Here is a 25446-nt window from a genome sequence, read left to right as displayed (position 1 = left end):
GATGTTGCCAATATTAATCTCATCATGCAGAAAAGCAGTTCCCTTACTTCAGGGAGCTGCTTTCAGCTGTTTTCGGCACGTATTCAAATACTTCTTCACTCTCAAAAAACTCAATTAAGCGGCTCAGCCAATCATAGTAATGAAGCCATTCTCTTAATTCATTCAGCAGCTGATTGACTTTCTCTTCGGCTTCTCGGGGAAGCTCGTCCCTTTGTAAAAGATCCGTCAGTTCTCGGTTTAATTTTTTGTACAGCACTTTGTTTTTGCTCACGACCTTTGTCCAGTTCGCCGCAAATAAAGATATGAAGGTTTGATAATAATCCTGCTCTACGTCGTAAAGATCTTTTCTTACGCCTTTTTCAAACACCTTTTCGGCAATGTTGGCATCAATCATTTCACGGACGACCTGGCTCATCCGCGTTTTGCTCATGCCTGTTGCTTCTGACAGCTCGCTTAACGTCATCGGTTTTCGATTCATATAAATAATCCCGAGCACACGCCCGACAGTAGAAGGCATTCCAAACGTATGCATGTTTTCGGCAATCTTCTCGATGAGATGCTCTTCAGCATGTTCAATGATGTCGAGAGCAGTTTTTTCCACAGCTGATCATCCCTTCAAATGGCAATTGATGGTGTCAATATATCATATTTCTGCCAGTTGTTGAAAACAGCTGTATGCGGAGGAAGCGAGAGGTATCCGGCGTAATTGTAAGAACACCCTCTCTGCCTGAGTCATAACAATAAATAATCTGTAAATAACATATAATTTCAACACATTGTAAACTTTTTATTTTACAAAGTTCAAATTATAATAAAGATTATACTTTTCAGAAAAATTAACGGAAACCTGCGGAGGTGCACGGATTGCTGAAATTAGAACAAGTGTCAAAAGTATATAAAGGCGGCAAAAAAGCTGTGAACAGCATTGATTTAGATATTGCCAAGGGCGAATTTATCTGTTTTATCGGCCCGAGCGGCTGCGGAAAAACGACGACGATGAAGATGATTAATCGACTGATTGAACCGTCGTCAGGAAAGATCTATATCGACGGAGATAACATAATGGAACAGGACCCGGTTGAACTGCGGAGAAAAATCGGCTATGTGATTCAGCAGATCGGTTTGTTTCCCCACATGACCATTCAGCAGAACATTTCACTCGTTCCGAAACTGCTGAAATGGCCTGAAGAAAAACGGAAAGAACGGGCGAGAGAGCTGTTAAAGCTGGTTGATATGGGCCCTGAATATTTAGACCGTTATCCCCACGAGCTCAGCGGCGGACAGCAGCAAAGAATCGGCGTGCTGCGCGCACTGGCTGCGGAACCCCCTCTCATTTTAATGGATGAACCGTTCGGAGCGCTTGACCCGATCACGCGGGATTCCCTTCAGGAAGAATTTAAAAAACTGCAGAGAACGTTAAACAAAACCATCGTGTTTGTGACCCACGACATGGACGAAGCCATTAAGCTAGCTGACCGGATTGTGATTTTAAAAGCGGGTGAAATCGTTCAGGTCGGCACACCTGATGAGATTCTCAGAAATCCGGCAAATGAATTTGTAGAAGAATTTATCGGGAAAGAGCGCCTGATCCAGACAAGGCCTGAAATTGAGCGGGTTGAGCAGATGATGAACAGAATGCCTGTCACGGTCACAGCGGACAAAACGCTTTCTCAGGCCATTCAGCTGATGAGAGAAAAACGCGTCGACTCGCTGCTTGTTGTAGATGAGCAAAATGTGCTGAAGGGATATGTAGATGTTGAAATCATTGATCAAAATCGCAAAAAAGCGAGCGTTGTTGGTGATGTGTACCGCTCGGATATGTATACCGTGCAAAAAGGAGCGCTTCTTCGCGATACAGTCCGAAAAATTTTGAAGCAAGGGATCAAGTATGTTCCTGTCGTCGATGAAGAGCACCATTTAGCAGGGATTGTGACAAGAGCGAGCCTTGTGGACATCGTATACGATTCCATATGGGGCGAGGAAAACCAGCTAATGACGATCTGATCAGGGGAGGAGCTCTTACACATGAATCAAATAATGACTTTTTTACAGACGAACGGCGGAGAGCTGCTGTATAAAACAGGTGAACATTTATATATTTCTCTCATTGCTGTTGTATTGGGCATTATCGTTGCGGTGCCGCTCGGCGTTCTGCTGACCAGAATGAAAAAAGGCGCAGGCGCGGTTATAGGTGTCGTCAACATTGTGCAAACCTTGCCGAGTCTGGCGATTCTGGCATTTTTTATCCCGCTTCTCGGTGTGGGAAAAGTGCCGGCGATCGTCGCTTTATTTTTCTATTCGGTGCTTCCGATTCTGCGCAATACGTATACAGGCATTAAAGGTGTAAACAAAAATCTGCTTGAGTCAGGAAAAGGGATTGGAATGACCGGCTGGGAGCAGATCCGGCTCGTCGAGATTCCGCTGGCGATTCCGATTATTATGGCAGGCATCCGCACATCCACGATCTATTTAATCGGCTGGGCGACCCTTGCCTCATTTATTGGCGGCGGCGGACTCGGTGATTACATTTTTATCGGGCTGAACCTGTATCAGCCTGAATACATCATTGGCGGTGCTGTGCCGGTTACAATCTTAGCCATTATCATTGATTATGTGCTAGCCGTGACGGAACGAAAAGTGACACCGAAGGGATTGCAAGGGATGAAGGAAGTTTCTTAAGGAGTTGGCTGTATTGAAAACGAAAAAAATCAGATGGATCGGCGCGCTCGCTTTCGCCTTTGTCATGCTGCTGAGCGGCTGTTCTCTGCCGGGACTTGGCGGCGCCTCACAAGATACGATCAAGGTCGGGGCGCAAAGCATAACAGAATCAGAAATTTTAGCGAATATGATTGCGCAGCTCATTGAACACGATACGGATTTAAATACGGCTTTAGTCAAAAATCTCGGATCAAACTATGTTCAGCACCAGGCGATGCTCGGCGGTGATATTGACATATCCGCCACACGCTATTCTGGCACGGATTTAACGAGCACCCTCGGAATGGAGGCGGAGAAGGATCCGGAAAAAGCGCTGAATATCGTGCAGAAAGAGTTTGACAAACGTTTTAAATATAAATGGTTTGATTCTTACGGGTTTGATAACACATATGCCTTTACCGTAACAAAAAAGTTTGCGGAAAAGGAGCATGTAAACACCGTGTCTGATCTGAAGAAAAACGCTACTGAATATAAGCTGGGGGTCGACAATGCCTGGCTGAAACGGAAGGGCGACGGATATAAAGGTTTTGTCAGCACGTATGGATTTGAGTTCGGAACAACCTATCCGATGCAGATCGGACTTGTTTATGACGCAGTCAAAAACGAGAAAATGGACGCTGTTCTTGCTTATTCCACAGACGGCCGGATTAAGGCGTATGATCTCAAAATCCTAGAAGACGATAAACAGTTTTTCCCGCCGTATGACTGTTCGCCGGTGATTCCGGAAAAGGTGCTTAAGGAACATCCGGAGCTTGAAGGCATTATTGATAAACTGATCGGGAAGATTGACACGGAAACCATGCAGGAGCTCAACTACGAAGTGGACGGCAAACTGAAGGAGCCGTCTGTTGTGGCAAAGGAATTTTTAGAGAAACATCATTATTTTGACTAAGAAAAGAGGCAGACCAAATGGAAGTATTACAGCAGCTTGGCTCTTACTATTCGCAAAACGGCAGTTATGTGCTGCAAGAGTTTTCCCGCCATTTTCTGATGTCGGTGTACGGCGTTTTGTTTGCGGCCATCGTCGGCATTCCGCTTGGCATCCTGATTGCCAGGTACAGAACATTAAGCGGCTGGGTTTTCGCCGTCACGAACGTGATCCAGACGGTGCCGGCGCTCGCCATGCTGGCCGTGCTGATGCTAGTGATGGGGCTTGGCGCGAATACGGTCATTCTATCGTTATTTCTTTATTCACTGCTGCCGATCATCAGAAATACGTACACAGGCATTGTCAGCATTGAACATGCCTATCTTGAATCCGGAAAAGCGATGGGTATGACAAAGTTTCAAGTGCTGCGGATGGTCGAGCTTCCGCTGGCGCTTTCTGTCATTATGGCCGGCCTCCGCACCGCGCTCGTCATTGCCATCGGCATTACTGCCATCGGGACATTTGTCGGCGCCGGAGGCCTTGGAGACATCATCGTCAGGGGGTCAAACGCAACAAACGGGACCGCGATTATATTAGCTGGCGCGATCCCGACAGCCCTTATGGCGGTGATAGCTGATTTGGTCATGGGCTGGCTTGAACGCGCGTTAAGCCCGATTAAAAAGAAAAAGAAGAAAAAACTGGCCAGTGCAGCTTAATAATAAAAAAACGCCTTGTTCATGACAGGGCGTTTTTTACGGTTTCGGCACATATTTAAAAATCTCTTCACTCTCAAAAAACTCAATCAGACGGCCGAGCCAATTGTAATAGTCGAGCCATTCCTTTAATTCCTTCAACAGCTCATTCACCTTTTCTTCCGCTTCAGGAGAAAGCTCTCCATCCAAGATACTGAGCAGCTCCCGGTTGAGTTTTTTATGCATCATTTTATTTTTGCTGACGACTTTGCTCCAAGTGGCTGTAAACAGAGTGATAAAGGTTTGGTAGTAATCCTCCTCAACATCGTATAAGTCTTTTCGCACGCCCTTTTCGAACACCTTCTCGGCGATGTTGGCATCGAGCATGTCCCGCACGACCTGGCTCATTCGCGTTTTGCTCATGCCGGTCGCTTCTGATAATTCCGTCAGCGTCATCGGCTTGCGATTCATATAAATAATGCCCAGCACACGTCCAACGGTAGAGGGCATTCCAAATGCATGCATGTTTTCCGCGATTCTTTCTATAAGGTGGTCTTCAGTCTGTTCAATTATCGTTAACGGATCTTTATCCAACAGTTTCAATCCTTTCAGCTAACAATTCCGATGTCAATATACCACATTTTTGATGAGGCGGAAATGCTGTAATCATAGAATTTGGCAGGAAATTGGAGCAATAAGGAGATCATTACCGGTCAATACGGGTAAATCAGGGTTTACACATAGTTTATAAATAATATGAACAAATTGTAAACTTTTTATTTTATAAACTTTATTCTATAATGGGAAGCATTCAATTATCTGAAAAATTAAATATGAACTGAACGAATTGAATGAATTTAATTTTGGAGGTGCGATGTTTGCTGACATTAAAAAATGTCTCGAAAACATATAAGGGCGGCAAAAAAGCTGTGAACAGCGTGAATCTGGAAATTGAAAAAGGTGAATTTATTTGTTTTATCGGTCCAAGCGGCTGCGGAAAAACGACAACGATGAAAATGATTAACCGATTAATTGAGCCGTCAGCCGGTCAGATTTTTATTGACGGCGAGAACATGATGGAACAGGACCCGGTAGAACTCAGGCGTAAGATCGGCTATGTCATTCAGCAGATCGGACTGTTCCCCCATATGACCATTCAGCAGAACATTTCACTTGTGCCTAAGCTGCTGAAATGGCCGGAGCAGCAGCGGAAAGAACGTGCGCGTGAGCTTTTAAAATTGGTCGATATGGGACCTGAATATTTAGACCGTTATCCTCATGAATTAAGCGGGGGACAGCAGCAGCGAATAGGTGTATTACGGGCACTTGCCGCGGAACCGCCGCTTATCTTAATGGATGAACCGTTTGGGGCGCTTGACCCGATTACGAGGGATTCCCTTCAGGAAGAATTTAAAAAACTGCAAAAAACCTTACATAAAACCATCGTATTTGTTACCCATGATATGGATGAAGCGATTAAGCTAGCAGACCGGATCGTCATTTTAAAAGGCGGAGAGATTGTGCAGATCGGAACGCCTGATGATATTCTGAGAAATCCGGCAAATGCATTTGTTGAGGAATTTATCGGCAAGGAGCGCCTGATTCAGTCATCAAGTCCTGATGTTGAGCGGGTTGATCAAATGATGAGTACACACCCGGTGACCATTACGGCGGATAAAACGCTCTCTGAAGCGATCCAGCTGATGAGGCAGGAGCGTGTCGACTCGCTGCTGGTGGTAGATGACAGCCACGTTCTTCTAGGCTATGTAGATGTGGAAATCATTGATCAATGCCGGAAGAAAGCCGAGCTCGTAGGCGAGGTCCTGCATCAAGACATCTACACCGTATTGGGCGCAACACTGCTGCGGGATACAGTACACAAAATTTTAAAACGGGGTGTAAAGTACGTGCCGGTTGTAGATGAAGACCGCCGTTTAATAGGAATTGTGACGAGAGCGAGCCTGGTTGACATTGTGTATGAGTCCATCTGGGGAGAAGAAAAACAGCTCGCAGTATTGTCATAGGGAGGTTGTGAGACATGGATCATATCATTGAATTTTTGCAAACCAACGGAGGCGAGCTGCTTTACAAAACATATGAGCATATCACCATTTCTCTCATCGCCGTCATTTTAGGCGTGGCTGCCGCTGTGCCTCTTGGGATTGTGCTTACCAGAATGAAAAAAGGAGCCGGCACCATTATCGGCATTGTGAATATCATTCAGACGCTGCCTAGTCTGGCAATCCTCGCTTTCTTTATCCCGCTCTTGGGAGTCGGAAAAGTTCCGGCTATTGTGGCCTTGTTTTTCTATTCCGTTTTGCCGATCCTGCGCAACACGTATACCGGGATTCGCGGCGTTAATAAAAATCTGCTTGAATCAGGAAAAGGCATCGGGATGACGGCCGCTGAACAAATCCGCCTCGTGGAACTGCCGCTTGCCGCGCCCGTCATCATGGCGGGGATCAGAACATCCACGATTTATTTAATCGGCTGGGCGACGCTTGCATCCTTTATCGGAGGCGGCGGATTAGGTGATTACATTTTCATCGGCCTGAATTTATATCAGCCGGAATATATCCTCGGAGGAGCGGTTCCCGTCACGATATTGGCGATTGTCATTGATTATGTGCTGGCGTTGACGGAACGAAAAATCACGCCTGCCGGACTGCAGGGAATGAAGGAAGTTTCATAAGGAGGCTGCTCATGAAAAGTAAACATCTTAAATGGCTGAGCGGTTTTACGCTCGCAGTAATGCTGATGCTAAGCGGCTGTTCGCTTCCCGGGCTCAGTGCCGCTTCAGACCAGACCATCAAAATCGGCGCGCAAAGCATGAGTGAATCAGAAATCATCGCAAGCATGCTTGGACAGCTGATCGAACACCATACGGATCTAAAAACAACAACCATTAAAAATCTCGGCTCCAACGCGGTGCAGCAGCAGGCCTTGATGAACGGAGAAATCGATATTGCGGCCACAAGATATACCGGCGATGCGCTGACAGGAACGCTGAGAATGGAACCTGAAAAAGATCCGGACAAAGCGCTGGCGCTGACACAGCGGGAGTTTAAAAAAAGATATGATTTAAAATGGTATGACTCCTACGGGTTTGATAATACGTATGCCTTTACCGTCAGCAAGAAGCTTGCGGACCAATATCATTTAGAAAACGTATCAGACGTCAAAAAATGGGCGCCGCAATTAAAGCTGGGCGTCGACAATTATTGGATGAAGCTGAAAGGGAACGGCTATCAGGATTTTACGAAAACCTATGGCATGACATTCGGCGGCACGTATCCGATGCAGATCGGGCTTGTGTATGACGCGGTGAAAAGCGGAAAAATGGACATTGTCCTCGCTTACTCCACGGACGGGAGAATCAAGTCCTATGATCTCAAAATGCTAAAGGATGATAAACAATTTTTCCCGCCGTACGACTGTTCTCCGGTTGTTCCGGAACAGGTGCTTAAAGAACATCCTGAACTGGAAGGCATCATTCAGAAAATGATCGGAAAAATCGATACAGCCACGATGCAGGAGCTTAACTATGAAGTTGACGGTAACCTAAAGGAACCGTCTGTCGTTGCTAAGGAATATTTGCAAAAGCATCACTACTTCGAATCGTGAAAGGGGGATTGACCAATGAATGTGCTTGAACAGTTAATGAGGTATTATGCACAGAACGGCAGCTATGTCATGGAAGAATTTGGCCGGCATTTTCTTATGTCAGCTTACGGCGTCTTGTTTGCTGCTGTCGTCGGGGTTCCGGTCGGCATCCTCATTGCGCATTTCCGCCGCTTGTCAGGATGGGTATTCGCCGTAACAAATGTCATTCAGACGATTCCGGCGCTCGCCATGCTGGCAGTCCTGATGCTTGTCATGGGGCTCGGTGCAAACACAGTGATTTTATCATTATTTCTGTATTCCCTGCTGCCGATTATCCGAAACACGTACACAGGCATTGTCAGCATTGAACACGCATACTTAGAATCAGGAAAAGCGATGGGAATGACGAAATTCCAAGTTCTTCGGATGGTTGAGCTCCCGCTCGCGCTTTCTGTCATTATGGCAGGCCTTCGAACGGCTCTCGTCATCGCTATCGGCATTACAGCAATCGGCACATTTGTCGGCGCCGGCGGCCTTGGGGATATGATCGTCCGCGGGTCAAACGCCACAAACGGAACGGCGATTATTCTAGCCGGCGCGATTCCGACTGCGGTGATGGCGGTTGCGGCTGATTTGCTCATGGCTTGGCTGGAGCGGGTGTTACATCCGGTCAAGAAAAAAAGAACCAGGGTGAGACGTATTCAAACAGCTGCATAAGAACAAAAAAAGAGGCTTGGATGATTACAGCCTCTTTTTTCTTATTTAAATTGTAAACTGATCCATTTTCTGATTAAGTTCTTTCGCCAAACGCTCAAGCTCCTCAGCATTTTGAAGCACTTGATCCATTGAATGGGCGGATTGCTCGGTAATGGAAAATGTTTCTTCAATGCCGGCGGCGGATTCTTCAGAAACGGAGGCGATGTTTTCAATCGATTGGTTAATTGTGATCGATTGGTTTGTTAACTGCTTTAATCCGTCCGTTACTTCCTTAATGCTGTCCGCTACATAGGTGACCGATTGCTTAATATTCTGCATGGCCTGTCCGGTGTCAGTCAGGTTTTCAGTACCTTTTTCTACTTCGGTAAAGCTGCTTTCCAGGTATTGAATGACAGTGTTGATTTCCTGCTGTGTGCCCCCAACTATTTTAGTGATATCCTGAACGGAGTCAGATACGCCGTCTGCGAGCTTTCGGACCTCTTCGGCCACAACGGCGAAGCCTTTGCCGCTTTCTCCTGCGCGGGCTGCCTCAATTGCGGCATTAAGTGACAATAAGTTCGTTTGCTCGGCAATGCCGTTGATGACCTGAACAAGCTTGTTGATGTCCTGAGAATGCTGTTCCAGCGATCTCACTTTATGAACGGCCTCTTGAACGATATGATGGATTGTTTTCATTTGCTGCACTGACGTATCCATATTTTCGTTTCCGTTTACGGCGAGTTCGAGTACGTTTTGAGACGTATCGCTGATCGTCATGCCGTGATTGTAGGCTTTATCAATGCTTTCTGTAAATTCATTCATTGATTCGGCGATCGTCACAGCGTCTTGCGCCTGCTGCTCGGAGCCTTCAGCCATTTCGTTCATCGTTTCGGTAATATGCCTGCTGCCGGTTCTTGTTTCATTCGTTGCAGTGGTCAGCACCTGTGATGAAGAAAGCACGCGGGTGGAGATTTCTTTTGAATATCCGACGATATCTCTTAAATTCCCTACCATTTTCTGAAGCGCTTCGTTCAAATCGCCGAGCTCGTCTTTTGAGGCCAGCGCCTCTATGTCATTTGAAAGATTGCCTTCGGCGATCTCATTCGCAGATGACTTCATTCGAATAATCGGTTTTACAATGCTGCGATTGATATAAAGCCAAATGCATATGCTGATGGCGATGGAGGCTGCCAGAAGCAAAGCCGTGTAAATCAGACCTTTATGATAAACATCCTTGGTTTCTTTCACCGCCGTGTTGCTGCCTTCTTTATTAAAGTCAACAAGTTCAGTGATTGATTTTTTCATATCCTCAAAGCTTGCTTCAGTCTGTACCAATAACCCCCTTGCTTTATCTATATCATTCGTGCGTCCGCTCTCTAAAATCTGGCTATGAATATTCGTATAAGAGTTGACTTCAGTCTTGAGCTGTTCGAAAATGCTGCGTTCTTTGTCATTAGAGATTGTCTTTTCATAGTTATCAAGCTTTTCATTGATATCCTTAAGGATCTGGTTCATATCTTGGTCCAGGGTATCCATTTTATCTTTGTCTGTATAAATCAAGAAATCCTTTTCCTTAGAGGAAAGGTGCTCTGTCAAATAATTAATAGATGTAATTTCTTTAATGCCGTCTATCCATTTTGTATTGATTTCATCTGTCTTTTTGATGATGTGCTGCATATTGAAAGCGCCTATTCCGCCTATAAGCAGATTGATGAGAATCAGTGTCAAAAATACCAGGCTGAATTTGCGGGAAATCGTCAGTCGCATATAAGTGTTCTCCTTTTAAAAAAGTGATGTGATGTACTATATATCGGCTGAGAAATTGTTTTTTCACCTGGAAATAAAAAATAAAAAACGGCTCTTCTCTCCGTGGAGATAGAACCGTTTTAGCAATTACATATGAAAGGAAGGGTCAATCCATTCAGTAGCCCATTTGGAGATTTCACCCAGAATGGGCGCTAACGCCATTCCTTTGTCGGTTAATGAATATTCGATGCGAACCGGAGTTTCGGGGATGACGTCCCGCTTAACCACTCCTTCAAGCTCAAGTTCTTTCAGCCTTTCTGACAGAACTCTGCCGCTTAGATTTGGAAGTGCTGCTTCTATTTCGCTAAATCGCTGCTGACCGTTCAACAGCTGAAAAACGATTAAAGCAACCCAGCGTTTGCTCAAGATGTCGACTGCTTTTTCAAATCTAGGACACATTTCTGATTGGTTCATACTTTTCACCTCGTCTGTCATTATTATAACGCAAATAACGAGGGAACGTATGCATGCGTGATTGATAAAATGCGGAAAGAGACGCAGAGGATTACGTGGAAGAGGAGCGTTTTTTCGCTTCGGAAGCTAAAAAATCGAAGTATTTGCTGAGATTTTCAATATCCTGCTTGGAGAGATGCCGCCATTTTTCGCTGTTAAAAAGAGACAGGTTCTCCGTTCCGCGAGTGACAGCCGTCTGATAAATCGCATAAATAGACTGATAGCTTTCCGAAGCCTCTCGAATTTCTTCAGGAAAAGCGGTAATGTGCCCTGCGGCTGCCATCAGGTTTTCGTGCGGTATTTTCAGCACCGCTGCGAGCTTTTTTATGGTCGCGGGCTTTGGTGTGCCGCGCTTGCCGTTTTCTATTTTTGAAATGGTCGCTGAGCTGATGCCCGAGTACACCGCAAGCTGATTCACTGTCAGTTTGCGGGCGCGGCGCAGCGCCCTTAATTCCTGTCCGAATGTTGACATGATGATCGCCTCGCATTTCTGGAAAGAGTTATTGATCAGCAGATCGTTTTTTGGCTTCGTCTGAAATAAAAGAGAAATAATGATCCAGCATGAGCAAATCCTCTTTGTTGAGATACTGCCATTTTTCACTCTCAAGAAGGGCAAGATTTTTCAGGTCATAAGCCTCCGCCTTTTCAAGCAGCTGGCACTTCGTTTCATAAGTCGCTCTGGCTTCATGAACCTCTTCGATATATCCCGCTTTATACATAAGCCCTTCATAAGGAATTTTTAAGGCCTCCGCCAATTTTTTGATGGTGGCAGGTTTAGGAACGCCGCGTTTGCCGTTTTCAATTCTGGAGATGCCGGCCGCGCTTACACCGGAATAAGTCGCCAGCTGGTTGACTGTCAGCTTTCTCTCCTCACGCAATGCCCGTAATTGTTCGCCGAAGCTTTCCATATGTCTCACCCCGTCCCTCACTGTTACTCATATTTTAGTATGTTTATTGACTAAAGGGAATAGGTAGGCTGGAAATGTATTGACAAAAGTTAACATACGCCGTAATGTAAATGTATAGAAAAAGTTTTTTCATGAACGGAAGGTGAGGAAAGTGCCAGTAGAAAAGATACAGATTAGACGTGATTATGTATTGCAGTATATGGTCAATAACGATTATTCCCTCAATCAGCTTGCGCTGGAAATCGGAGTCTCACCCGCCACACTGAGCCGTGTGCTGAATGGAGAAAGACGGCCGGGGCAGCTTGTGATCGGAAAAATGCTTCACTATTTTGACTTGAAGTTTGAGGATCTTTTTTACTATGATTTTGTTGACAAAAGTCAATGATATAAGAACGCCTGGGGAACCAAGCGTTTTCTAAGCCTTATCATCAATGTGTCAAAACAAAACCCGTCACAAGTTCATTGCATGTTTTCCATTGTTTTGTCGGCAGCTGATGGCCTTGGTATTCCAGCCTGAAAAATTCAGCGTGGCTGCATGCTTTCCGGTAATAGCCTGCATGTGTAAAGGTCCAGTCGCGCAGGCCGCCATACATAAACAGCATCGGCATGTTAAAACTGGGCAATTGTTCAAGGCAGCTGTAGCGGAGCGAATCCCGATAATATTGATACCAATGGCCGAGGTCAGCTTTTTTCATATGACTCGTTAATAGATTTCGGAGCTGTCTGTTTTTCGTATGGCTGCTGGCGATAATTTTCATCAGCATGCCGGGACTTTTTTCAAGAAGATACATTCCCATTTTGTGAAGCTGCTGACCGGCCAAGGTATGAACAGCAGGGTAAGCGCCGGCCAACACCAAATGAGATACTTTGTCCGGCCGGGTGAAGCTAATGTGCTGTGCAATTAAGCTGCCGGCGGAATACCCGAATACTGCAGCCTGATCAATGTGCAAACGATCCATAAATTGCACGATCTCGTTTGCGTAATAGGAAATCGAGATTTGCTGGTCTGCATGATCGCTGTCGCCATGTCCGCTTAAATCGGGAAATATCACCCTGAAATGATCCGCCAGAAGGCGCTGATAATAAAAAACCTTGCGTCCCATGCCCGGCGGGTGAATAAAAATGATAGGGATTCCCTGTCCATATTCCTCATAATATAGATGTTTCTTATTGGCTGTGCTGATGATCGGCATTGTTGTTCTCCCTTTTCGCTCAATTCATACGAATAGGCTAACCAAAACAAAATGTCTTATCCGGTCTTTTGGCGTCTGATACGGCGTGACATGGCAAACCTTTTCATGTAAAATAGAAGTAATGTAGGCCAGTGAGTCTGGAGGTGTAAGGGATGCACGCGGTTTTGATTACCTTATTGGTTATCGTCAGTATTGCACTTATTATTGTCGTTTTGCTTCAATCCAGTAAAAGCGCCGGATTATCTGGTGCGATTTCAGGCGGAGCGGAGCAGCTCTTCGGGAAACAAAAAGCAAGAGGTCTTGATTTGATTCTGCACCGCATTACGGTTGTGCTGGCAGTCTTGTTTTTCGTGTTGACGATTGCGCTTGCTTATATCCTATAGGGCAATGTTTGTATAAGGTCTGATGTAAAGTCAGGCCTTTTTCACGTTTCTGGCTGTTATTCAGAGCGTTTTTTTCTGATCAAACTGTGGAAAACTAAAATGATCGTGCAGAAAGAAAGGGAGAAATGAGCATGAAAGTTGTGACACCAAAACCATTTACATTTAAAGGCGGAGACAAAGCGGTGCTTTTGCTGCACGGCTTTACAGGGAATACAGCGGATGTGAGAATGCTGGGACGTTATTTGAATGAACGGGGCTATACGTGCCACGCGCCTCAATATGAAGGACACGGCGTTCCGCCTGAAGAATTGGTACATACGGGGCCTGAAGACTGGTGGAAAAACGTCATGGATGGCTATGAATATTTAAAATCTGAAGGCTATGAGGACATTGCAGCATGCGGACTGTCGCTTGGCGGGGTTTTTTCGCTGAAATTGGGTTACACTGTACCCATAAAGGGAATTGTTCCAATGTGCGCGCCAATGCATATTAAAAGCGAAGAGGTCATGTATCAGGGCGTCCTTTCCTACGCGCGCAATTACAAAAAATTCGAGGGGAAAAGCCCGGAGCAAATAGAAGAGGAAATGAAGGAATTTGAAAAAACGCCGATGAATACCCTTAAGGCGCTGCAAGACTTGATTGCCGATGTGCGAAAGAATGTCGATATGATCTATTCTCCGACATTTGTTGTGCAAGCCCGTCATGATCACATGATTAATACCGAAAGTGCCAATATTATTTACAATGAAGTGGAAACTGACGATAAACAGCTGAAATGGTATGAGGAATCAGGCCATGTTATCACGCTGGACAAGGAACGGGACATCGTACATCAAGATGTGTATGAATTTTTAGAGAAGCTGGATTGGTAACCAACAGGAGGTCGGATTATGGAAAAAGAAGCATTTATGGATAAGCTTCTCTCGTTTATGAAGGAAGAGGCGTACAAGCCTCTGACTGTTCAGGAACTTGAGGAGATGTTACAGATTACGGATGCCGAGGAATTTAAAGAGCTCGTCAAAGCGCTGGTTGCGCTGGAGGAAAAAGGGCTTATCGTGCGGACGAGAAGCGACCGCTATGGCATTCCGGAAAAAATGAATTTAATTAAAGGAAAGCTTTCTGCGCATCCGAAGGGATTTGCCTTTTTGCTGCCTGAGGATACGTCGTTAAGCGATGTGTTTATTCCGCCTAATGAGCTGAATACAGCTATGAACGGCGATATCGTCATGGTACGCCTGAATTCGCAGTCAAGCGGCTCCAGACAAGAGGGTACCGTCATTCGCATTTTAGAAAGAGCGATTCAGCGGGTAGTCGGAACCTATACAGAAACAAAAAACTTTGGTTTTGTCATTCCGGATGACAAAAAAATCACAAGCGATATCTTCATTCCTAATAGCGGGAAAAATGGCGCGGCTGAAGGGCATAAGGTGGTTGTTAAGCTGACCAGCTATCCTGAAGGCCGAATGAATGCAGAGGGTGAGATTGAATCCATTCTCGGCCATAAAAATGATCCGGGCATTGATATTTTATCAGTCATCCATAAGCACGGGCTGCCGGGTGAATTCCCTGCCGATGTAATGGAACAGGCGACAAGCACGCCTGATACGATTGATGAAAAAGACCTGAAAGACCGCCGTGATCTCCGTGACCAGGTCATTGTCACCATTGACGGAGCGGACGCGAAGGACTTGGATGATGCGGTTACAGTGACAAAACTGGATGACGGCAGCTATAAGCTTGGCGTTCACATTGCCGACGTCAGCCATTACGTGACTGAAAACTCGCCGATCGACAAAGAAGCGATGGAAAGAGGAACGAGTGTGTATTTGGTTGACCGTGTGATTCCGATGATTCCGCACAGACTGTCAAACGGTATTTGTTCATTAAATCCGAAGGTTGACCGCCTCACACTTTCTTGTGAAATGACCATCAACAGTCGGGGAGAAGTCACAGAGCACGAAATCTTCCAAAGCGTCATCAAAACAACGGAAAGAATGACATATTCCGATGTGAATCAGATTCTTGTTGATGATGATGAAGAATTAAAGCAAAAGTACGAACCGCTCGTGCCGATGTTCAAAGACATGGAGCGGCTGGCAGAAATTCTTCGCGAAAAGCGGATGAACCGCGGCGCCGTGGATTTTGACTTTAAAGAAGCAAAGGTGCTTGTCGATGAAGAAGGCGCGGTCAAAGACGTTGTGATCAGAGAACGATCTGTCGCCGAAAAACTGATTGAAGAATTTATGCTTGTTGCGAACGAAACCGTTGCAGAGCATTTCCATTGGATGAACGTTCCGTTTATTTACCGGATACACGAAGAGCCTAATGCTGAAAAACTGCAAAAGTTTTTAGAGTTTGTGACAACATTTGGATATGTTGTAAAAGGAACGGCGGGAAATATTCATCCGCGCGCGCTGCAAAGCATTCTTGACGCTGTTCGTGACAGACCAGAGGAAACAGTGATTTCTACTGTCATGCTACGTTCCATGAAGCAGGCGAAATACGACCCGCAAAGCTTGGGGCACTTCGGCCTGTCAACGGAATTCTATACCCATTTCACATCGCCGATCCGCCGTTATCCGGATTTAATCGTCCACAGATTGATCAGAACGTACTTAATCAACGGCAAGGTCGATGAAGCGACACAGGAGAAGTGGGCTGAACGGCTTCCGGATATAGCTGAACATACTTCATCAATGGAACGCCGTGCAGTTGACGCAGAGCGTGAAACAGATGATCTGAAAAAAGCGGAATATATGCTTGATAAAATCGGTGAAGAATTCGACGGCATGATCAGCTCTGTGACAAACTTCGGGATGTTTGTCGAGCTGCCGAATACAATTGAAGGACTCGTCCACGTCAGCTTTATGACAGATGACTATTATCGCTTTGACGAGCAGCATTTTGCGATGATCGGCGAGCGGACGGGGAATGTGTTCCGTATCGGAGATGAAATTACAGTCAAAGTCGTTGACGTCAATAAAGACGAGCGCAATATTGACTTCGAAATCGTCGGTATGAAAGGCACCCCGCGCCGTCCGAGAGAAATGGACAGCCGCAGTCGAAAACGCGGAAAACCTGCCAGAAAACGCGTGTTAAGCACAAATACGCCTGTATCTCCTGCTCCTTCCGAGGAAAAAGGGGAGTGGTTCACAAAGCCGAAGAAGAAAAAGAAAAAACGCGGCTTTCAAAACGCACCGAAGCAGAAACGTAAAAAGAAGAAATAGCAGCTCAACCAGCAAATAGGGCGCAGTGCTCTATTTGCTTTCTTTCGGAAACAGCTTTTCATTGTAGCCATGCGTGACATTTGGTAAAATAGAGCGTATCGCAAAGGTCGACAGTTTTTCCTTAGTGAGAGGAGGTTCTGGCATGCCGAAAGGGTCAGGAAAAGTATTATCACAAAATAAAAAAGCCAATCACGATTATTTTATAGAAGAAACATATGAAACAGGCATTGTATTGCAAGGAACAGAAATCAAAGCGATTCGCGCCGGCCGCGTGAATCTTAAAGATTCCTTCGCCAAAATCGAACGGGGAGAAGTATTTCTCCACAATATGCACGTCAGCCCGTATGAGCAGGGAAACCGCTATAACCACGATCCGCTCCGGACGAGAAAGCTGTTAATGCACCGCAAGGAAATTAACAAGCTGGTCGGCTTAACGAAGGAAAAAGGTTATTCTCTCGTTCCGCTCAAGCTGTATTTGAAAAACGGCTTTGCCAAAGTGCTTCTCGGTCTGGGTAAAGGGAAGAAAAACTATGACAAACGTGAAGATCTGAAGCGCAAGGATGCGAAGCGTGAAATTGAAAGAGCGTTCAGAGACAGTCAAAAAGGGTTCTAAAAGCATAACGCTTGATACTGAAATCCAGCATGTGCTATACTGGTTCCACGATGAGATGACACGGTCTTTTCTTGAAGAATTTGTCAATTGAAATGAGCCGTGATCATGTTATAATAGGAATGTAGCCAGTTTGAGTGAGAGCTTGATATTTCTCCCGTATTTCCCTTATAACAAGGGGACGTTACGGATTCGACAGGGATGGATCGAGCTTGAGCTGCGAGCCGAGAGGCGATCTCGTAAACACGCACTAAATATAACTGGCAAAACTAACAGTTTTAACCAAAACGTAGCATTAGCTGCCTAATAAGCGCAGCGAGCTCTTCCTGACATTGCCTATGTGTCTGTGAAGAGCACATCCAAGTAGGCTACGCTTGCGTTCCCGTCTGAGAACGTAAGAAGAGACAAACAGACTAGCTCTCGGAAGGCCCGCCCGCAGGCAAGAAGATGAGTGAAAACACAAATATGCAGGCTACGCTCGTAGACGCTTAAGTAATCGATGTTTCTGGACGTGGGTTCGACTCCCACCGTCTCCATACATACTTTGTAACCGCAGTGCTATCAAGGCTTCTAAAGCTTTCGAGGGCACTGCGGTTACTTTTTGGTAACACTTTTAAAATTTTTCATTTTCCATGAAGCCAATAACGTCATTTGTGTAGACGGATAAAGGTGACTATACTTGTTCAATGCGATGACCAATGGATTGCATTTTTTATTGATTAAGTATGACGCATGTGAATGTCTGAAGTCGTGGATCACCCCTGATTTTCTAAGGTATTTTTCGTAGCGTCTATCAATTGTGCTAGTCGCTATGCTATCGTAAAAAGAACCAAAAATCCTATAATCTGATTTTACTGGCGCTGTGTTTTCAGCGCCATTTTTATGTCTTTTAAAAGAGACAGTTACTCTATCGGCTCTCTCTGAATCTGCATGTGAATTTTATCCCTAATCCCAATTATTCGGGAGATGCAATTGAGATGGTATGGGAGGTTTGGGACATAGTGTTAGGGGAGCTGTACACATGAAAAAGAACAAAGGAGGTTATGTAAGCTTGTCGGGCACTGCGTACTCACTGGATTTTAGTAAATACACAGTGTTGCATGAACTTGATTCAAAGCACCTTTACTTAAGTTAAGTGCATCTTCCAAACATCCTTGAACACTACTGATTTTGACATTCGTATAATTATATTCCTTATTCATATAATTAGCGAAAGCGATCATACCATCTTTTTGACCTGCAGTATAAGGAGACTTTTCAAGCCCATCCTCTTTGACTGTATACCCCGTCTCTTTGTCAAAAACTAAAATCTTAGTAAAGATGTACTCAACTTCTGCTAGAGATTTTTTAACTTGTTCTTCAGTTAAGCCATCTTAACCATCCTCCGGATTCAATTGGGTTGCTGAACTGCTGGTGCTATTGTCGCAATAGCAAGAAAGAAAACCGACGCCGGAAAAAACAATCTATTCAACATGTGTGAACACCCCCTTTTTTGAAATGGTAAAAGCAACATACATTTTTCAAAAGAAGGGTTCTAATCATAATAAGTCAAATATCGACAGAAGATTACCACAAATGCAAAGCAAGAAACGAAAACGCCCATGCCAATATGCCGAACATTACAAAGAACCTAAGAAAAGTTTCATATCTTGTAAGTCTTCGTTCTCTTTTTGTTTTACCTAATCTCCAATACAGGGCGTAGCCGGAGAATAATAAAATGATTTGTCCAAATTGCGACACAGATTCTAAAAATTCTATACCATTCATTGATTTTCACCTCGTTTATTTATGAGAAAAAAATAAAGCAGACTTGCAGAGAGTCTACTTATACCGCTTATCCAAAGTACCCATTTTCTTCGGTTTAAAAATCGCTTGAGGGTGAAATGGCTTGCACGTCGGTTAATAAAGTAAGGCTGAATGCTGTTGGTTAAATGCCCTATCCTTATTCGCCTATTTACCCATCACATATTAGTTTTATTATCGCAAATGGAAAGGTAAATTCCCATATTTACTTGAAAATTAGTAATTTGTCATATGTCTAATGGTATAAAGAATGTCGTTTCCCTTATCCAGCAGTACCTTTTACAGGTTCTGCTTCATTTTTTTTCGTATAACAGGCACCAAAAAGTGCGTACTTCCATTTGAATCCCAGCTGTTTCATACTGGTTTTACAGCAGATGTTTTACCAATCGCATTTCTGTTAATAAATAAGAGGAAACAAAAACGGAGGGATGAATGAATGAAATTGAATTTACATGGCAAAACCGCACTGGTGACCGGCTCAACGTCGGGGATCGGCAAAGCGATTGCCGCTTCGTTAGCGGAAGAAGGCGCGGCGGTTATCATTAACGGACGCCGGGAAGAAAAAGTGAATCAGACGATAGACGATTTGAAAACACAGCATGCAGAGGCTGTGTTTTATCCGGCCGCATTTGATCTTGGAACCGAAGAAGGCTGCAATGATCTGTTTCAGGCATATCCGCAGGTTGATATTTTGGTCAATAATTTAGGGATTTTTGAACCGGCAGAGTATTTTGATATCCCCGATGATGAGTGGTTCCGATTTTTTGAAGTGAATATTATGAGCGGTGTGAGGCTCACACGCAAGTATTTACACAAAATGATAGAGAAGAAAGAAGGTCGGGTGATTTTTATTGCCAGTGAAGCGGCAATCATGCCTTCTCAGGAAATGGCCCATTACAGCGCGACGAAAACGATGCAGCTTTCCATTTCCCGCAGCTTGGCGGAGCTGGCAACCGGCACAAATGTAACGGTAAATACAGTCATGCCGGGTTCAACCTTAACAGAGGGAGTGGAAACAATGCTGAACTCTCTTTATCCTGGTGAAAACCTGACTGTTCAAGAAGCTGAGGCCCGTTTTATGAAGGAAAACCGTCCGACTTCAATTATCCAAAGGCTGATCCGGCCGGAAGAAATCGCTCACTTTGTTACATTCCTAAGCAGCCCGCTATCTTCCGCGATTAATGGCGCGGCACTTCGGGCGGACGGCGGCTTGGTCCGCAGCGTCTTTTAGTAAACCTCTCCCTCTGGGAAGAGGTTTTTTTATTGTATTGATTTCCAGAACCTGCTGTCGTATAATTTTGGTACCAAAAAAGTTTTTGTAGTACCGAAAGCGAGGTGATTGATTTGGAAAAAAGAATATTGGCGGAAACCATTCGCCTGATCAGACAGAAAGGTTTTTCATTTACAATGAACGATCTGGCGGGAGCGCTTGGAACAAGCAAGCGGACGCTTTATGCGCATTACCCGTCGAAAGATCAGCTTGCGGAGGCCGTCGTGGCGCAGTTTATCACAGAGATGAAGCAAATGGAAAAGAGCATCTATGAAGATGAGACCCTAGATGCTCTTGAAAAGGTGAAGCAAATGCTGATCGGTCTTCCAAAGGAAATGGAGCTGCTGAATATGGGGTTATTACAAGAGCTGAAGAAATCCCATTACGATGCGTGGCTCAAATTAGACACGTTTATGAAGGAAGAATGGTCTGTTGTTATTGGATTGTTAAACGAGTGCAGGGAGCAAAAGAAGATCAGAAACATTAACATTAATTTATTGGTTCAAATGTATATAGGCAGTATCAACCAAGTGTATGATCCTGATTATCCGCTCAAACATCAGTACACGACAGGAGAGGTTCTTGAATCAATTGTAGATGTATTATGTAACGGCATAACAGAAAAATGAGGAGGCTGGTGGCGCGTGCAATGGATGTTTTTATGTTTGGCCATTTTATTTGAAGTTGCCGGAACGGTCAGTATGAAGCTTTCAGCGGGTTTTACAAGGCTTCTGCCGAGTGTGCTATTGATGTTTTTTTATGGCGGGAGTCTTTTCTTTCTGACGCTTACGCTCAAATCTATCGATGTATCTGTTGCTTACGCTGTCTGGTCGGGGATGGGCATTGTCCTGATCACAGTTGTCGGGTTTTTGTATTTTCAAGAGAATATAAGTGTCATGAAACTGATTTCAATCGGGCTGATTATTGCCGGTGTTGTGTCTTTAAACCTGATCGATCAAGGGGCGGAGTCTCAAACGGTACATAAAAGTGAGCAGTAATATGAGAGTGATGAAACTGTTCTTTCTCGTGACGGATATCGGTTTTATATTGTACTGGCTGTCTGCCGGGTTTTCATTAATGCCGGAAAGCTGGGCCTTTAAACATTATCAAGATCCGTTTATGATCGCCTGGAATTGGTCCTTTTTTCCCTTGGATATTTTAATCTCCATTACTGGTTTGTACAGCTTGTATTTGCAGCGCGTCAAAAGAGCAATATGGAGGCAGATGGCGCTGATTTCTCTTGTGCTGACCTTCTGTTCAGGCCTTCAGGCTTTATCATTCTGGACATTTAGCGGGGATTTTGATCTTGCATGGTGGCTGTTTAATGGATACCTTTTGATTTATCCTTTATTTTTTATTCACAGACTTTTATCTAAGCAGTGCGAGTAGCACTGTTTTATTTTTTGAAAACACTTTGTTTTCTGAAAAGTAAAATGATATAATATGTAATATATTGCATATTACATGTCAGGAGGATATACGTTGGCGACTCAGAAACAACGGTTGTACGGCTTTTTAATGGTGATTGTCGGAGCTGCGTTTTGGGGGTTATCGGGAACGGTTGCCCAGCATTTATTTGAAACGAGTGATGTATCGGTGGAGTGGCTTGTAACGGTACGTTTACTGTTATCAGGCCTGTTGGTGCTGATTATTGTGTCCGCCGGTAAAAACAGGAGGGCAGTTTGGGGCATATGGAAAGATAAAAAAGCGGCTGTCCAGCTTATTGTTTTCGGGATTGCCGGCATGCTTGGTGTTCAGTATACATTTTTAGCTTCAATCGGAACCGGAAACGCAGCGGTGGCCACGCTGCTTCAATACTTAGCGCCTGTTCTGATTATGCTGTATTTGCTTCTGACCCAAAAGAATTCATTTCAGTTTTCCGATTTTTTTGGGCTATTATTGGCTTTATCAGGCACTTTTTTGCTGCTGACAAATGGAAACATCAGCAATTTAACAGTTTCTCCTTTATCTGTTGTATGGGGTCTTCTTTCTGCTGGCGCGCTTGCCTTCTATACGCTGTATTCCAGTTCTCTTTTGAAAACATGGGGGTCGGCTCTCGTCATTGGCTGGGGGATGCTGATCGGGGGCGTCGGCATGAGTTTTATTCATCCGCCTTGGGCTGTACAGGCAGAAGGCTGGACGGTTTCTGGAATTGCATCGGTCGCTTTTATTGTTATTTTCGGAACGTTATTGGGATTCTGCATGTACCTAGAAAGTTTGAAATATTTATTCCCGCAAGAAGCGAGCATGCTGGGATGCACTGAGCCGGTTGCTGCAGTCGCGTCTTCAATTCTTTGGCTTGGCGTGTCCTTTGGGTTGTTTCAAGCAGCAGGAGCGGCATGCATTTTAGTCATGATTTTTGTCCTTTCACAGAAGAAAAGTGCCGGCAAAACGGCAGCATTAAAAAACCAAACCCATATTCAGAGGTGATGCTTTGTGCCGATACCGTCAAATGCCCCGAAGCCGAAACGGCAGACTGCCAAAAAGCTTGCTTTTGAGCAAATTCAAAAGTGGATCGTGGAAGGAGTGCTTGTGCCCGGAGAAAAATTGAATGACGATGCGTTGGCTAAAGCGCTAGGCGTCAGCAGAACACCGGTCAGAGAGGCTTTGCAATTATTAGAGATGCAGGGGTTTGTTGAAATGTCTCCGGGGAAAGAAACAAGAATTTCACAGATTGAAAAAAATGATGTCTTCAAAGTCTATCCGCCGATGGCGTCTCTCCAGTCCGCCGCTGCCGAATTGGCAATTGAAAACATTCAATCGTCTCATATAGAGCAGCTGACAGCCATCAATCACGAAATGAAAGCGGCAATTGACCGAAACGAAATCTATGAAGTGCTTGGCATTGATAAAGCGTTTCATGATGTGATCATTGAGGCGGCTGATAATGAATATATCCGCAATTTTACCTCAGTTCTTCACATGCATATTCTTCGGCTTGAGTACCTTTTTTTCAAGTCTCCGCAGAATTCAATTGAAGAACATAACCAAATCATTCAGGCATATAAGGAGAAAGACCGGAAAAAGGCGGCTGAGCTGACATACAGCAACTGGATTAAACCAATGCATGACATTGCGAAAAAACTTGTGTAATGAAGGCAGAGAAGATATGTCTCTGTCTTTTTTAATGAGAGCATATCCAATGAGAAGATGAGTCTGTTTCTGGGCATACTATGGCGAATAAACGGGAAGAGACCAACATCATGTCGTTAAAGAGGGTTATGTAATATGAACAAGTCTTCTGATCAAAATCGAAGAACAGTGCCAAGTGTTGTCAAGGATGCCTTTCGCATTCATGCAACCCCTTTCCCATGGAAAAAGGCAATCGGGTCAGGCATCGCTTCAGGATTTCCTGTGTTTGTCGGCGCATTGTCGGGACACACGGATTTCGGTTTGACCGCTAGCATCGGCGGTTTTGTTTTTTTATATGCAGGCGGGGAATCGTATACGAAACGTATTCTGAAGCTGCTGTTAGTTTCAATGGGGATCGCCGCATCGTTTGGATTAGGGACGCTTTTGGCAGGGACTTTCTGGAGCATGGCGGCTGTTCTGGGGCTTATCGGGGCAGCTGCAATGTTTATTTTTGGCGCGCTTGGGATACAAGGGCCGGCACCGATGTTTTTTGTCCTTGCCTTTTTGGTGAGCTCGGGTTTGCCGGCAGATCCTTCAGAAGCTCTGTTCAGAGCGGGACTGACATTTGCCGGCGGGCTTTTCGCCACAGGAATCGCCTTGATTGGCTGGATCAATAACAGGCATGGACCGGAAAATACAGTGCTGAAAAGAACATACCGCCAGCTTGCATCCTGCCTTTCCGATGTCGGAACTCCTGATTTTCATAACGCGCAGCATCAGACCGTGCTGATGCTGAGAACAGCCCGTCAAACGGTGCTCGGCAAAGGGAATAGATGGAGAAAATCGCCTCATGATGAACGTTTTATCCGCTTGCTGGAAAAAGCGGATGATCTCTTCATCTCAATCATTCATTTTTCTGCCGAAACACCAAACGCAGATAAGGCGCAGATCGCAAAGGCACTTCGCCAAACTGCCGACATGCTGGGGCAATCTCGTGTTTCCGATGCGTTTCCTATTCAGGAGGATGAAGCGGAGCCAGCCCGGAAGCTGTATGAAGAAATCAACGAGGTGTTGAGTATCGCTTCACGGCGGAATGATGATCCATCGGACGCGGAGTCAAGCCGGCTGCCATCCTCCTATTACTTTCTGAGAAATGCCTTTGACTGGGAGTCACCTGTTTTGATTCGGGCATTAAAGTATGGGATTGTGCTGTTTGGGGCGGCTTTGTTTGCCAATGCCTTCGGTTTTCACCGTTCTTACTGGATTCCGCTCTCGGCAGCGGCGGTGATGCTGGGCACGACTGTTGTCTTTACGTTGCAAAGAGCCATTCAGCGTTCGGCAGGAACCGTAATAGGCGTGATGCTGGCAGGGGCGATCCTGTTCTTTAAGCCATCCGGCGTGTATATCGCTTTATGCATCACAATGCTTCAATTCCTTCTTGAAATGCTGATTGTCCGCAATTATGCTTTGGCCGTACCTTTTCTGACCGCAAACGCGCTTGTCATCACAGAAAGCATGCATGGCGGCTTGGGGGCTGGTTATTTTATAGCGGCGAGGCTGACCGATGTGGCTGTCGGCAGCATAATTGGCCTAGTGGGAACGATGCTTTTGTGGAGACGTTTTTCAGCAAAACGCCTGCCTGAATACATGAGGGAAGTGATCAGGCTGGAAGGGGAGTTTATGGAGAAACTGTTAGCCGGACACCAAATAGACGGACATCAGCTTAGAGTGGGCTTAGTCAGGCTTCGGGATGCATATGATAAAGCACTTGGAGATTTTCCAAAAGCGAAAGCGGATACGCTGTGGCCGGCGATCTCTGGAGTACAGCACTTAGGTTATTATTTGCTCTCGGCTCAAGCCCATCACCGACCGCCCTCTCCGGTTTCTGAAGAAGAAATAAACCAATTGAGAGCGTTTTTTGAACAGGCCGAGCAATCAGTATTGATGAAACTGCCGCCCGCTGTTATAGAAGTGCCGCGTTTTCCGTATTATCCGCGAATCAGCGGGGAGCTCTACACATTGTATACAGGTTTGCGAACAGCTTATGAAAAGTAAGCTGTTCGTACGGATTTGAAAAAAATCTTTAATTCGAGATATTTTACTTGAAAGCAATTTTTATTGCACCTATAATAAGGTTTAAGAGA

The 25446-nt window shown here is 45.0% G+C and carries 28 protein-coding genes and 1 other RNA gene; 21 read left to right on the top strand and 8 right to left on the bottom strand.

Features of this window, described 5'->3' with window-relative positions; all coding sequences use genetic code 11:
- Positions 1-43: 43 nt before the first annotated feature.
- Entirely contained in the window at positions 44-601 is a 558-nt protein-coding gene (gene opcR / locus P3L57_RS16810; RefSeq protein WP_044159138.1) for an opuC operon transcriptional regulator OpcR, read from the bottom strand.
- A gap of 263 nt (positions 602-864) precedes the next feature.
- Here opcR and opuCA point away from each other — a divergent pair, with 263 nt between their 5' ends.
- The 4 genes from opuCA to opuCD all read left to right on the top strand — a co-directional run bounded on the left by opuCA (position 865) and on the right by opuCD (position 4302).
- Positions 865-2004: an osmoprotectant ABC transporter ATP-binding protein OpuCA gene (opuCA, locus tag P3L57_RS16805; RefSeq protein WP_024122876.1), complete on the top strand. Its 1140-nt coding sequence runs from the start codon at positions 865-867 to the stop codon at positions 2002-2004.
- 21 nt (positions 2005-2025) lie between these two features.
- Positions 2026-2679 carry a glycine betaine/carnitine/choline/choline sulfate ABC transporter permease OpuCB gene (gene opuCB, locus P3L57_RS16800; RefSeq protein ID WP_069486914.1) on the top strand — a complete coding sequence of 218 codons (654 nt, stop codon included), beginning with the start codon at positions 2026-2028 and terminating at the stop codon, positions 2677-2679.
- Positions 2680-2743: 64 nt separating this feature from the next.
- Entirely contained in the window at positions 2744-3610 is an 867-nt protein-coding gene (gene opuCC / locus P3L57_RS16795; protein ID WP_083244514.1) for an osmoprotectant ABC transporter substrate-binding lipoprotein OpuCC, read from the top strand.
- A 17-nt stretch (positions 3611-3627) separates the two neighbouring features.
- Positions 3628-4302 (top strand): glycine betaine/carnitine/choline/choline sulfate ABC transporter permease OpuCD, encoded by a 675-nt coding sequence (gene opuCD, locus P3L57_RS16790; protein ID WP_059353559.1) that lies wholly within the window; start codon positions 3628-3630, stop codon positions 4300-4302.
- Between the two features lie 36 nt (positions 4303-4338).
- Here opuCD and P3L57_RS16785 read toward each other — a convergent pair whose 3' ends face one another.
- Positions 4339-4872, bottom strand: coding sequence for a GbsR/MarR family transcriptional regulator (locus P3L57_RS16785; RefSeq protein WP_044159132.1), 534 nt, complete (start codon positions 4870-4872; stop codon positions 4339-4341).
- Positions 4873-5156: 284 nt separating this feature from the next.
- Here P3L57_RS16785 and opuBA point away from each other — a divergent pair, with 284 nt between their 5' ends.
- From opuBA to P3L57_RS16765, 4 genes are read left to right on the top strand one after another with little or no spacing between them, the layout of a single operon-like run.
- Entirely contained in the window at positions 5157-6302 is a 1146-nt protein-coding gene (opuBA, locus tag P3L57_RS16780; protein WP_059292538.1) for a choline ABC transporter ATP-binding protein OpuBA, read from the top strand.
- A gap of 14 nt (positions 6303-6316) precedes the next feature.
- The gene (locus tag P3L57_RS16775) at positions 6317-6970 is read left to right on the top strand and encodes an ABC transporter permease (protein WP_044159130.1); all 654 of its coding nucleotides are present in this window, start codon (positions 6317-6319) and stop codon (positions 6968-6970) included.
- Between the two features lie 11 nt (positions 6971-6981).
- The gene (gene opuBC / locus P3L57_RS16770; RefSeq protein WP_069486916.1) at positions 6982-7902 is read left to right on the top strand and encodes a choline ABC transporter substrate-binding lipoprotein OpuBC; all 921 of its coding nucleotides are present in this window, start codon (positions 6982-6984) and stop codon (positions 7900-7902) included.
- Positions 7903-7917: 15 nt separating this feature from the next.
- Complete coding sequence (locus P3L57_RS16765; RefSeq protein WP_059292539.1) at positions 7918-8598, top strand: ABC transporter permease; 681 nt, start codon at positions 7918-7920, stop codon at positions 8596-8598.
- Between the two features lie 45 nt (positions 8599-8643).
- On the opposite strand, the gene P3L57_RS16760 is transcribed toward P3L57_RS16765, so the two are convergent.
- The 4 genes from P3L57_RS16760 to rghR form a co-directional block, all read right to left on the bottom strand.
- Positions 8644-10344 (bottom strand): methyl-accepting chemotaxis protein, encoded by a 1701-nt coding sequence (locus tag P3L57_RS16760; protein WP_069486917.1) that lies wholly within the window; start codon positions 10342-10344, stop codon positions 8644-8646.
- 126 nt (positions 10345-10470) lie between these two features.
- On the bottom strand, positions 10471-10797 hold the full coding sequence (gene catR / locus P3L57_RS16755) for a catDE operon transcriptional regulator CatR (RefSeq protein ID WP_010331897.1): 327 nt from the start codon (positions 10795-10797) through the stop codon (positions 10471-10473).
- A 91-nt stretch (positions 10798-10888) separates the two neighbouring features.
- Positions 10889-11308, bottom strand: coding sequence for a helix-turn-helix domain-containing protein (locus P3L57_RS16750; protein WP_024122861.1), 420 nt, complete (start codon positions 11306-11308; stop codon positions 10889-10891).
- 28 nt (positions 11309-11336) lie between these two features.
- On the bottom strand, positions 11337-11744 hold the full coding sequence (gene rghR, locus P3L57_RS16745) for a transcriptional repressor RghR (RefSeq protein WP_044159126.1): 408 nt from the start codon (positions 11742-11744) through the stop codon (positions 11337-11339).
- 151 nt (positions 11745-11895) lie between these two features.
- On the opposite strand from rghR, the gene P3L57_RS16740 reads away from it, so the two are divergent.
- Positions 11896-12129, top strand: a complete 234-nt coding sequence (locus P3L57_RS16740) for a helix-turn-helix domain-containing protein (protein ID WP_024122859.1) — start codon at positions 11896-11898, stop codon at positions 12127-12129.
- Positions 12130-12172: 43 nt separating this feature from the next.
- Here the strand turns inward: P3L57_RS16740 and P3L57_RS16735 are convergent, their stop codons facing one another.
- On the bottom strand, positions 12173-12937 hold the full coding sequence (locus P3L57_RS16735) for an alpha/beta fold hydrolase (RefSeq protein WP_069486918.1): 765 nt from the start codon (positions 12935-12937) through the stop codon (positions 12173-12175).
- Positions 12938-13089: 152 nt separating this feature from the next.
- On the opposite strand from P3L57_RS16735, the gene secG reads away from it, so the two are divergent.
- The 5 genes from secG (at position 13090) to ssrA (ending at position 17696) form a co-directional block, all read left to right on the top strand.
- Positions 13090-13320: a preprotein translocase subunit SecG gene (secG, locus tag P3L57_RS16730; RefSeq protein ID WP_003220028.1), complete on the top strand. Its 231-nt coding sequence runs from the start codon at positions 13090-13092 to the stop codon at positions 13318-13320.
- Between the two features lie 131 nt (positions 13321-13451).
- The gene (locus P3L57_RS16725; RefSeq protein WP_044159124.1) at positions 13452-14192 is read left to right on the top strand and encodes an alpha/beta hydrolase; all 741 of its coding nucleotides are present in this window, start codon (positions 13452-13454) and stop codon (positions 14190-14192) included.
- 18 nt (positions 14193-14210) lie between these two features.
- Complete coding sequence (gene rnr / locus P3L57_RS16720) at positions 14211-16547, top strand: ribonuclease R (protein WP_044159122.1); 2337 nt, start codon at positions 14211-14213, stop codon at positions 16545-16547.
- Positions 16548-16689: 142 nt separating this feature from the next.
- Entirely contained in the window at positions 16690-17160 is a 471-nt protein-coding gene (gene smpB / locus P3L57_RS16715) for an SsrA-binding protein (RefSeq protein WP_069486919.1), read from the top strand.
- Between the two features lie 174 nt (positions 17161-17334).
- Positions 17335-17696: a transfer-messenger RNA gene (ssrA, locus tag P3L57_RS16710) on the top strand.
- A 1027-nt stretch (positions 17697-18723) separates the two neighbouring features.
- Here the strand turns inward: ssrA and P3L57_RS16705 are convergent.
- Positions 18724-18924, bottom strand: a complete 201-nt coding sequence (locus tag P3L57_RS16705; protein WP_044159121.1) for a hypothetical protein — start codon at positions 18922-18924, stop codon at positions 18724-18726.
- A gap of 472 nt (positions 18925-19396) precedes the next feature.
- On the opposite strand from P3L57_RS16705, the gene P3L57_RS16700 reads away from it, so the two are divergent.
- The 7 genes from P3L57_RS16700 to P3L57_RS16670 all read left to right on the top strand — a co-directional run bounded on the left by P3L57_RS16700 (position 19397) and on the right by P3L57_RS16670 (position 25357).
- Complete coding sequence (locus P3L57_RS16700) at positions 19397-20191, top strand: SDR family NAD(P)-dependent oxidoreductase (protein ID WP_059353554.1); 795 nt, start codon at positions 19397-19399, stop codon at positions 20189-20191.
- 113 nt (positions 20192-20304) lie between these two features.
- A complete protein-coding gene (locus tag P3L57_RS16695) occupies positions 20305-20859 on the top strand; it encodes a TetR/AcrR family transcriptional regulator (protein WP_069486920.1) in 555 nt (184 codons plus the stop codon).
- Positions 20860-20874: 15 nt separating this feature from the next.
- Positions 20875-21228: a DMT family transporter gene (locus P3L57_RS16690; RefSeq protein WP_059292545.1), complete on the top strand. Its 354-nt coding sequence runs from the start codon at positions 20875-20877 to the stop codon at positions 21226-21228.
- Position 21229: 1 nt separating this feature from the next.
- Complete coding sequence (locus P3L57_RS16685; protein ID WP_044159117.1) at positions 21230-21619, top strand: YvaD family protein; 390 nt, start codon at positions 21230-21232, stop codon at positions 21617-21619.
- Positions 21620-21712: 93 nt separating this feature from the next.
- Positions 21713-22660: an EamA family transporter gene (locus P3L57_RS16680; RefSeq protein ID WP_069486921.1), complete on the top strand. Its 948-nt coding sequence runs from the start codon at positions 21713-21715 to the stop codon at positions 22658-22660.
- A gap of 6 nt (positions 22661-22666) precedes the next feature.
- Complete coding sequence (locus tag P3L57_RS16675) at positions 22667-23323, top strand: GntR family transcriptional regulator (RefSeq protein ID WP_059334899.1); 657 nt, start codon at positions 22667-22669, stop codon at positions 23321-23323.
- 135 nt (positions 23324-23458) lie between these two features.
- Positions 23459-25357: an FUSC family protein gene (locus tag P3L57_RS16670; RefSeq protein WP_069486922.1), complete on the top strand. Its 1899-nt coding sequence runs from the start codon at positions 23459-23461 to the stop codon at positions 25355-25357.
- Positions 25358-25446: the final 89 nt, after the last annotated feature.

This window comes from Bacillus sp. B28 (assembly GCF_029536185.1).
GTDB classification, from domain to species: Bacteria; Bacillota; Bacilli; order Bacillales; family Bacillaceae; genus Bacillus; species Bacillus halotolerans.
The sequence above is the reverse complement of the archived record's forward strand: the minus strand, read 5'-3'. Positions and strand labels throughout refer to the sequence as shown.

Bases quoted from the DNA above. Each gene is read 5' to 3' on its own strand.
- opuCB (WP_069486914.1), top strand. From the start codon at position 2,026: ATGAATCAAATAATGACTTTTTTACAGACGAACGGCGGAGAGCTGCTG.
- secG (WP_003220028.1), top strand. From the start codon at position 13,090: ATGCACGCGGTTTTGATTACCTTATTGGTTATCGTCAGTATTGCACTT.
- P3L57_RS16765 (WP_059292539.1), top strand. From the start codon at position 7,918: ATGAATGTGCTTGAACAGTTAATGAGGTATTATGCACAGAACGGCAGC.
- P3L57_RS16775 (WP_044159130.1), top strand. From the start codon at position 6,317: ATGGATCATATCATTGAATTTTTGCAAACCAACGGAGGCGAGCTGCTT.
- P3L57_RS16700 (WP_059353554.1), top strand. From the start codon at position 19,397: ATGAAATTGAATTTACATGGCAAAACCGCACTGGTGACCGGCTCAACG.
- P3L57_RS16750 (WP_024122861.1), bottom strand. From the start codon at position 11,308: ATGTCAACATTCGGACAGGAATTAAGGGCGCTGCGCCGCGCCCGCAAA.
- rghR (WP_044159126.1), bottom strand. From the start codon at position 11,744: ATGGAAAGCTTCGGCGAACAATTACGGGCATTGCGTGAGGAGAGAAAG.
- P3L57_RS16670 (WP_069486922.1), top strand. From the start codon at position 23,459: ATGAACAAGTCTTCTGATCAAAATCGAAGAACAGTGCCAAGTGTTGTC.
- opuBC (WP_069486916.1), top strand. From the start codon at position 6,982: ATGAAAAGTAAACATCTTAAATGGCTGAGCGGTTTTACGCTCGCAGTA.
- catR (WP_010331897.1), bottom strand. From the start codon at position 10,797: ATGAACCAATCAGAAATGTGTCCTAGATTTGAAAAAGCAGTCGACATC.
- smpB (WP_069486919.1), top strand. From the start codon at position 16,690: ATGCCGAAAGGGTCAGGAAAAGTATTATCACAAAATAAAAAAGCCAAT.
- P3L57_RS16760 (WP_069486917.1), bottom strand. From the start codon at position 10,344: ATGCGACTGACGATTTCCCGCAAATTCAGCCTGGTATTTTTGACACTG.
- P3L57_RS16685 (WP_044159117.1), top strand. From the start codon at position 21,230: ATGAGAGTGATGAAACTGTTCTTTCTCGTGACGGATATCGGTTTTATA.
- P3L57_RS16725 (WP_044159124.1), top strand. From the start codon at position 13,452: ATGAAAGTTGTGACACCAAAACCATTTACATTTAAAGGCGGAGACAAA.
- rnr (WP_044159122.1), top strand. From the start codon at position 14,211: ATGGAAAAAGAAGCATTTATGGATAAGCTTCTCTCGTTTATGAAGGAA.
- opuCC (WP_083244514.1), top strand. From the start codon at position 2,744: ATGCTGCTGAGCGGCTGTTCTCTGCCGGGACTTGGCGGCGCCTCACAA.
- opuCD (WP_059353559.1), top strand. From the start codon at position 3,628: ATGGAAGTATTACAGCAGCTTGGCTCTTACTATTCGCAAAACGGCAGT.
- P3L57_RS16705 (WP_044159121.1), bottom strand. From the start codon at position 18,924: ATGAATGGTATAGAATTTTTAGAATCTGTGTCGCAATTTGGACAAATC.
- P3L57_RS16735 (WP_069486918.1), bottom strand. From the start codon at position 12,937: ATGCCGATCATCAGCACAGCCAATAAGAAACATCTATATTATGAGGAA.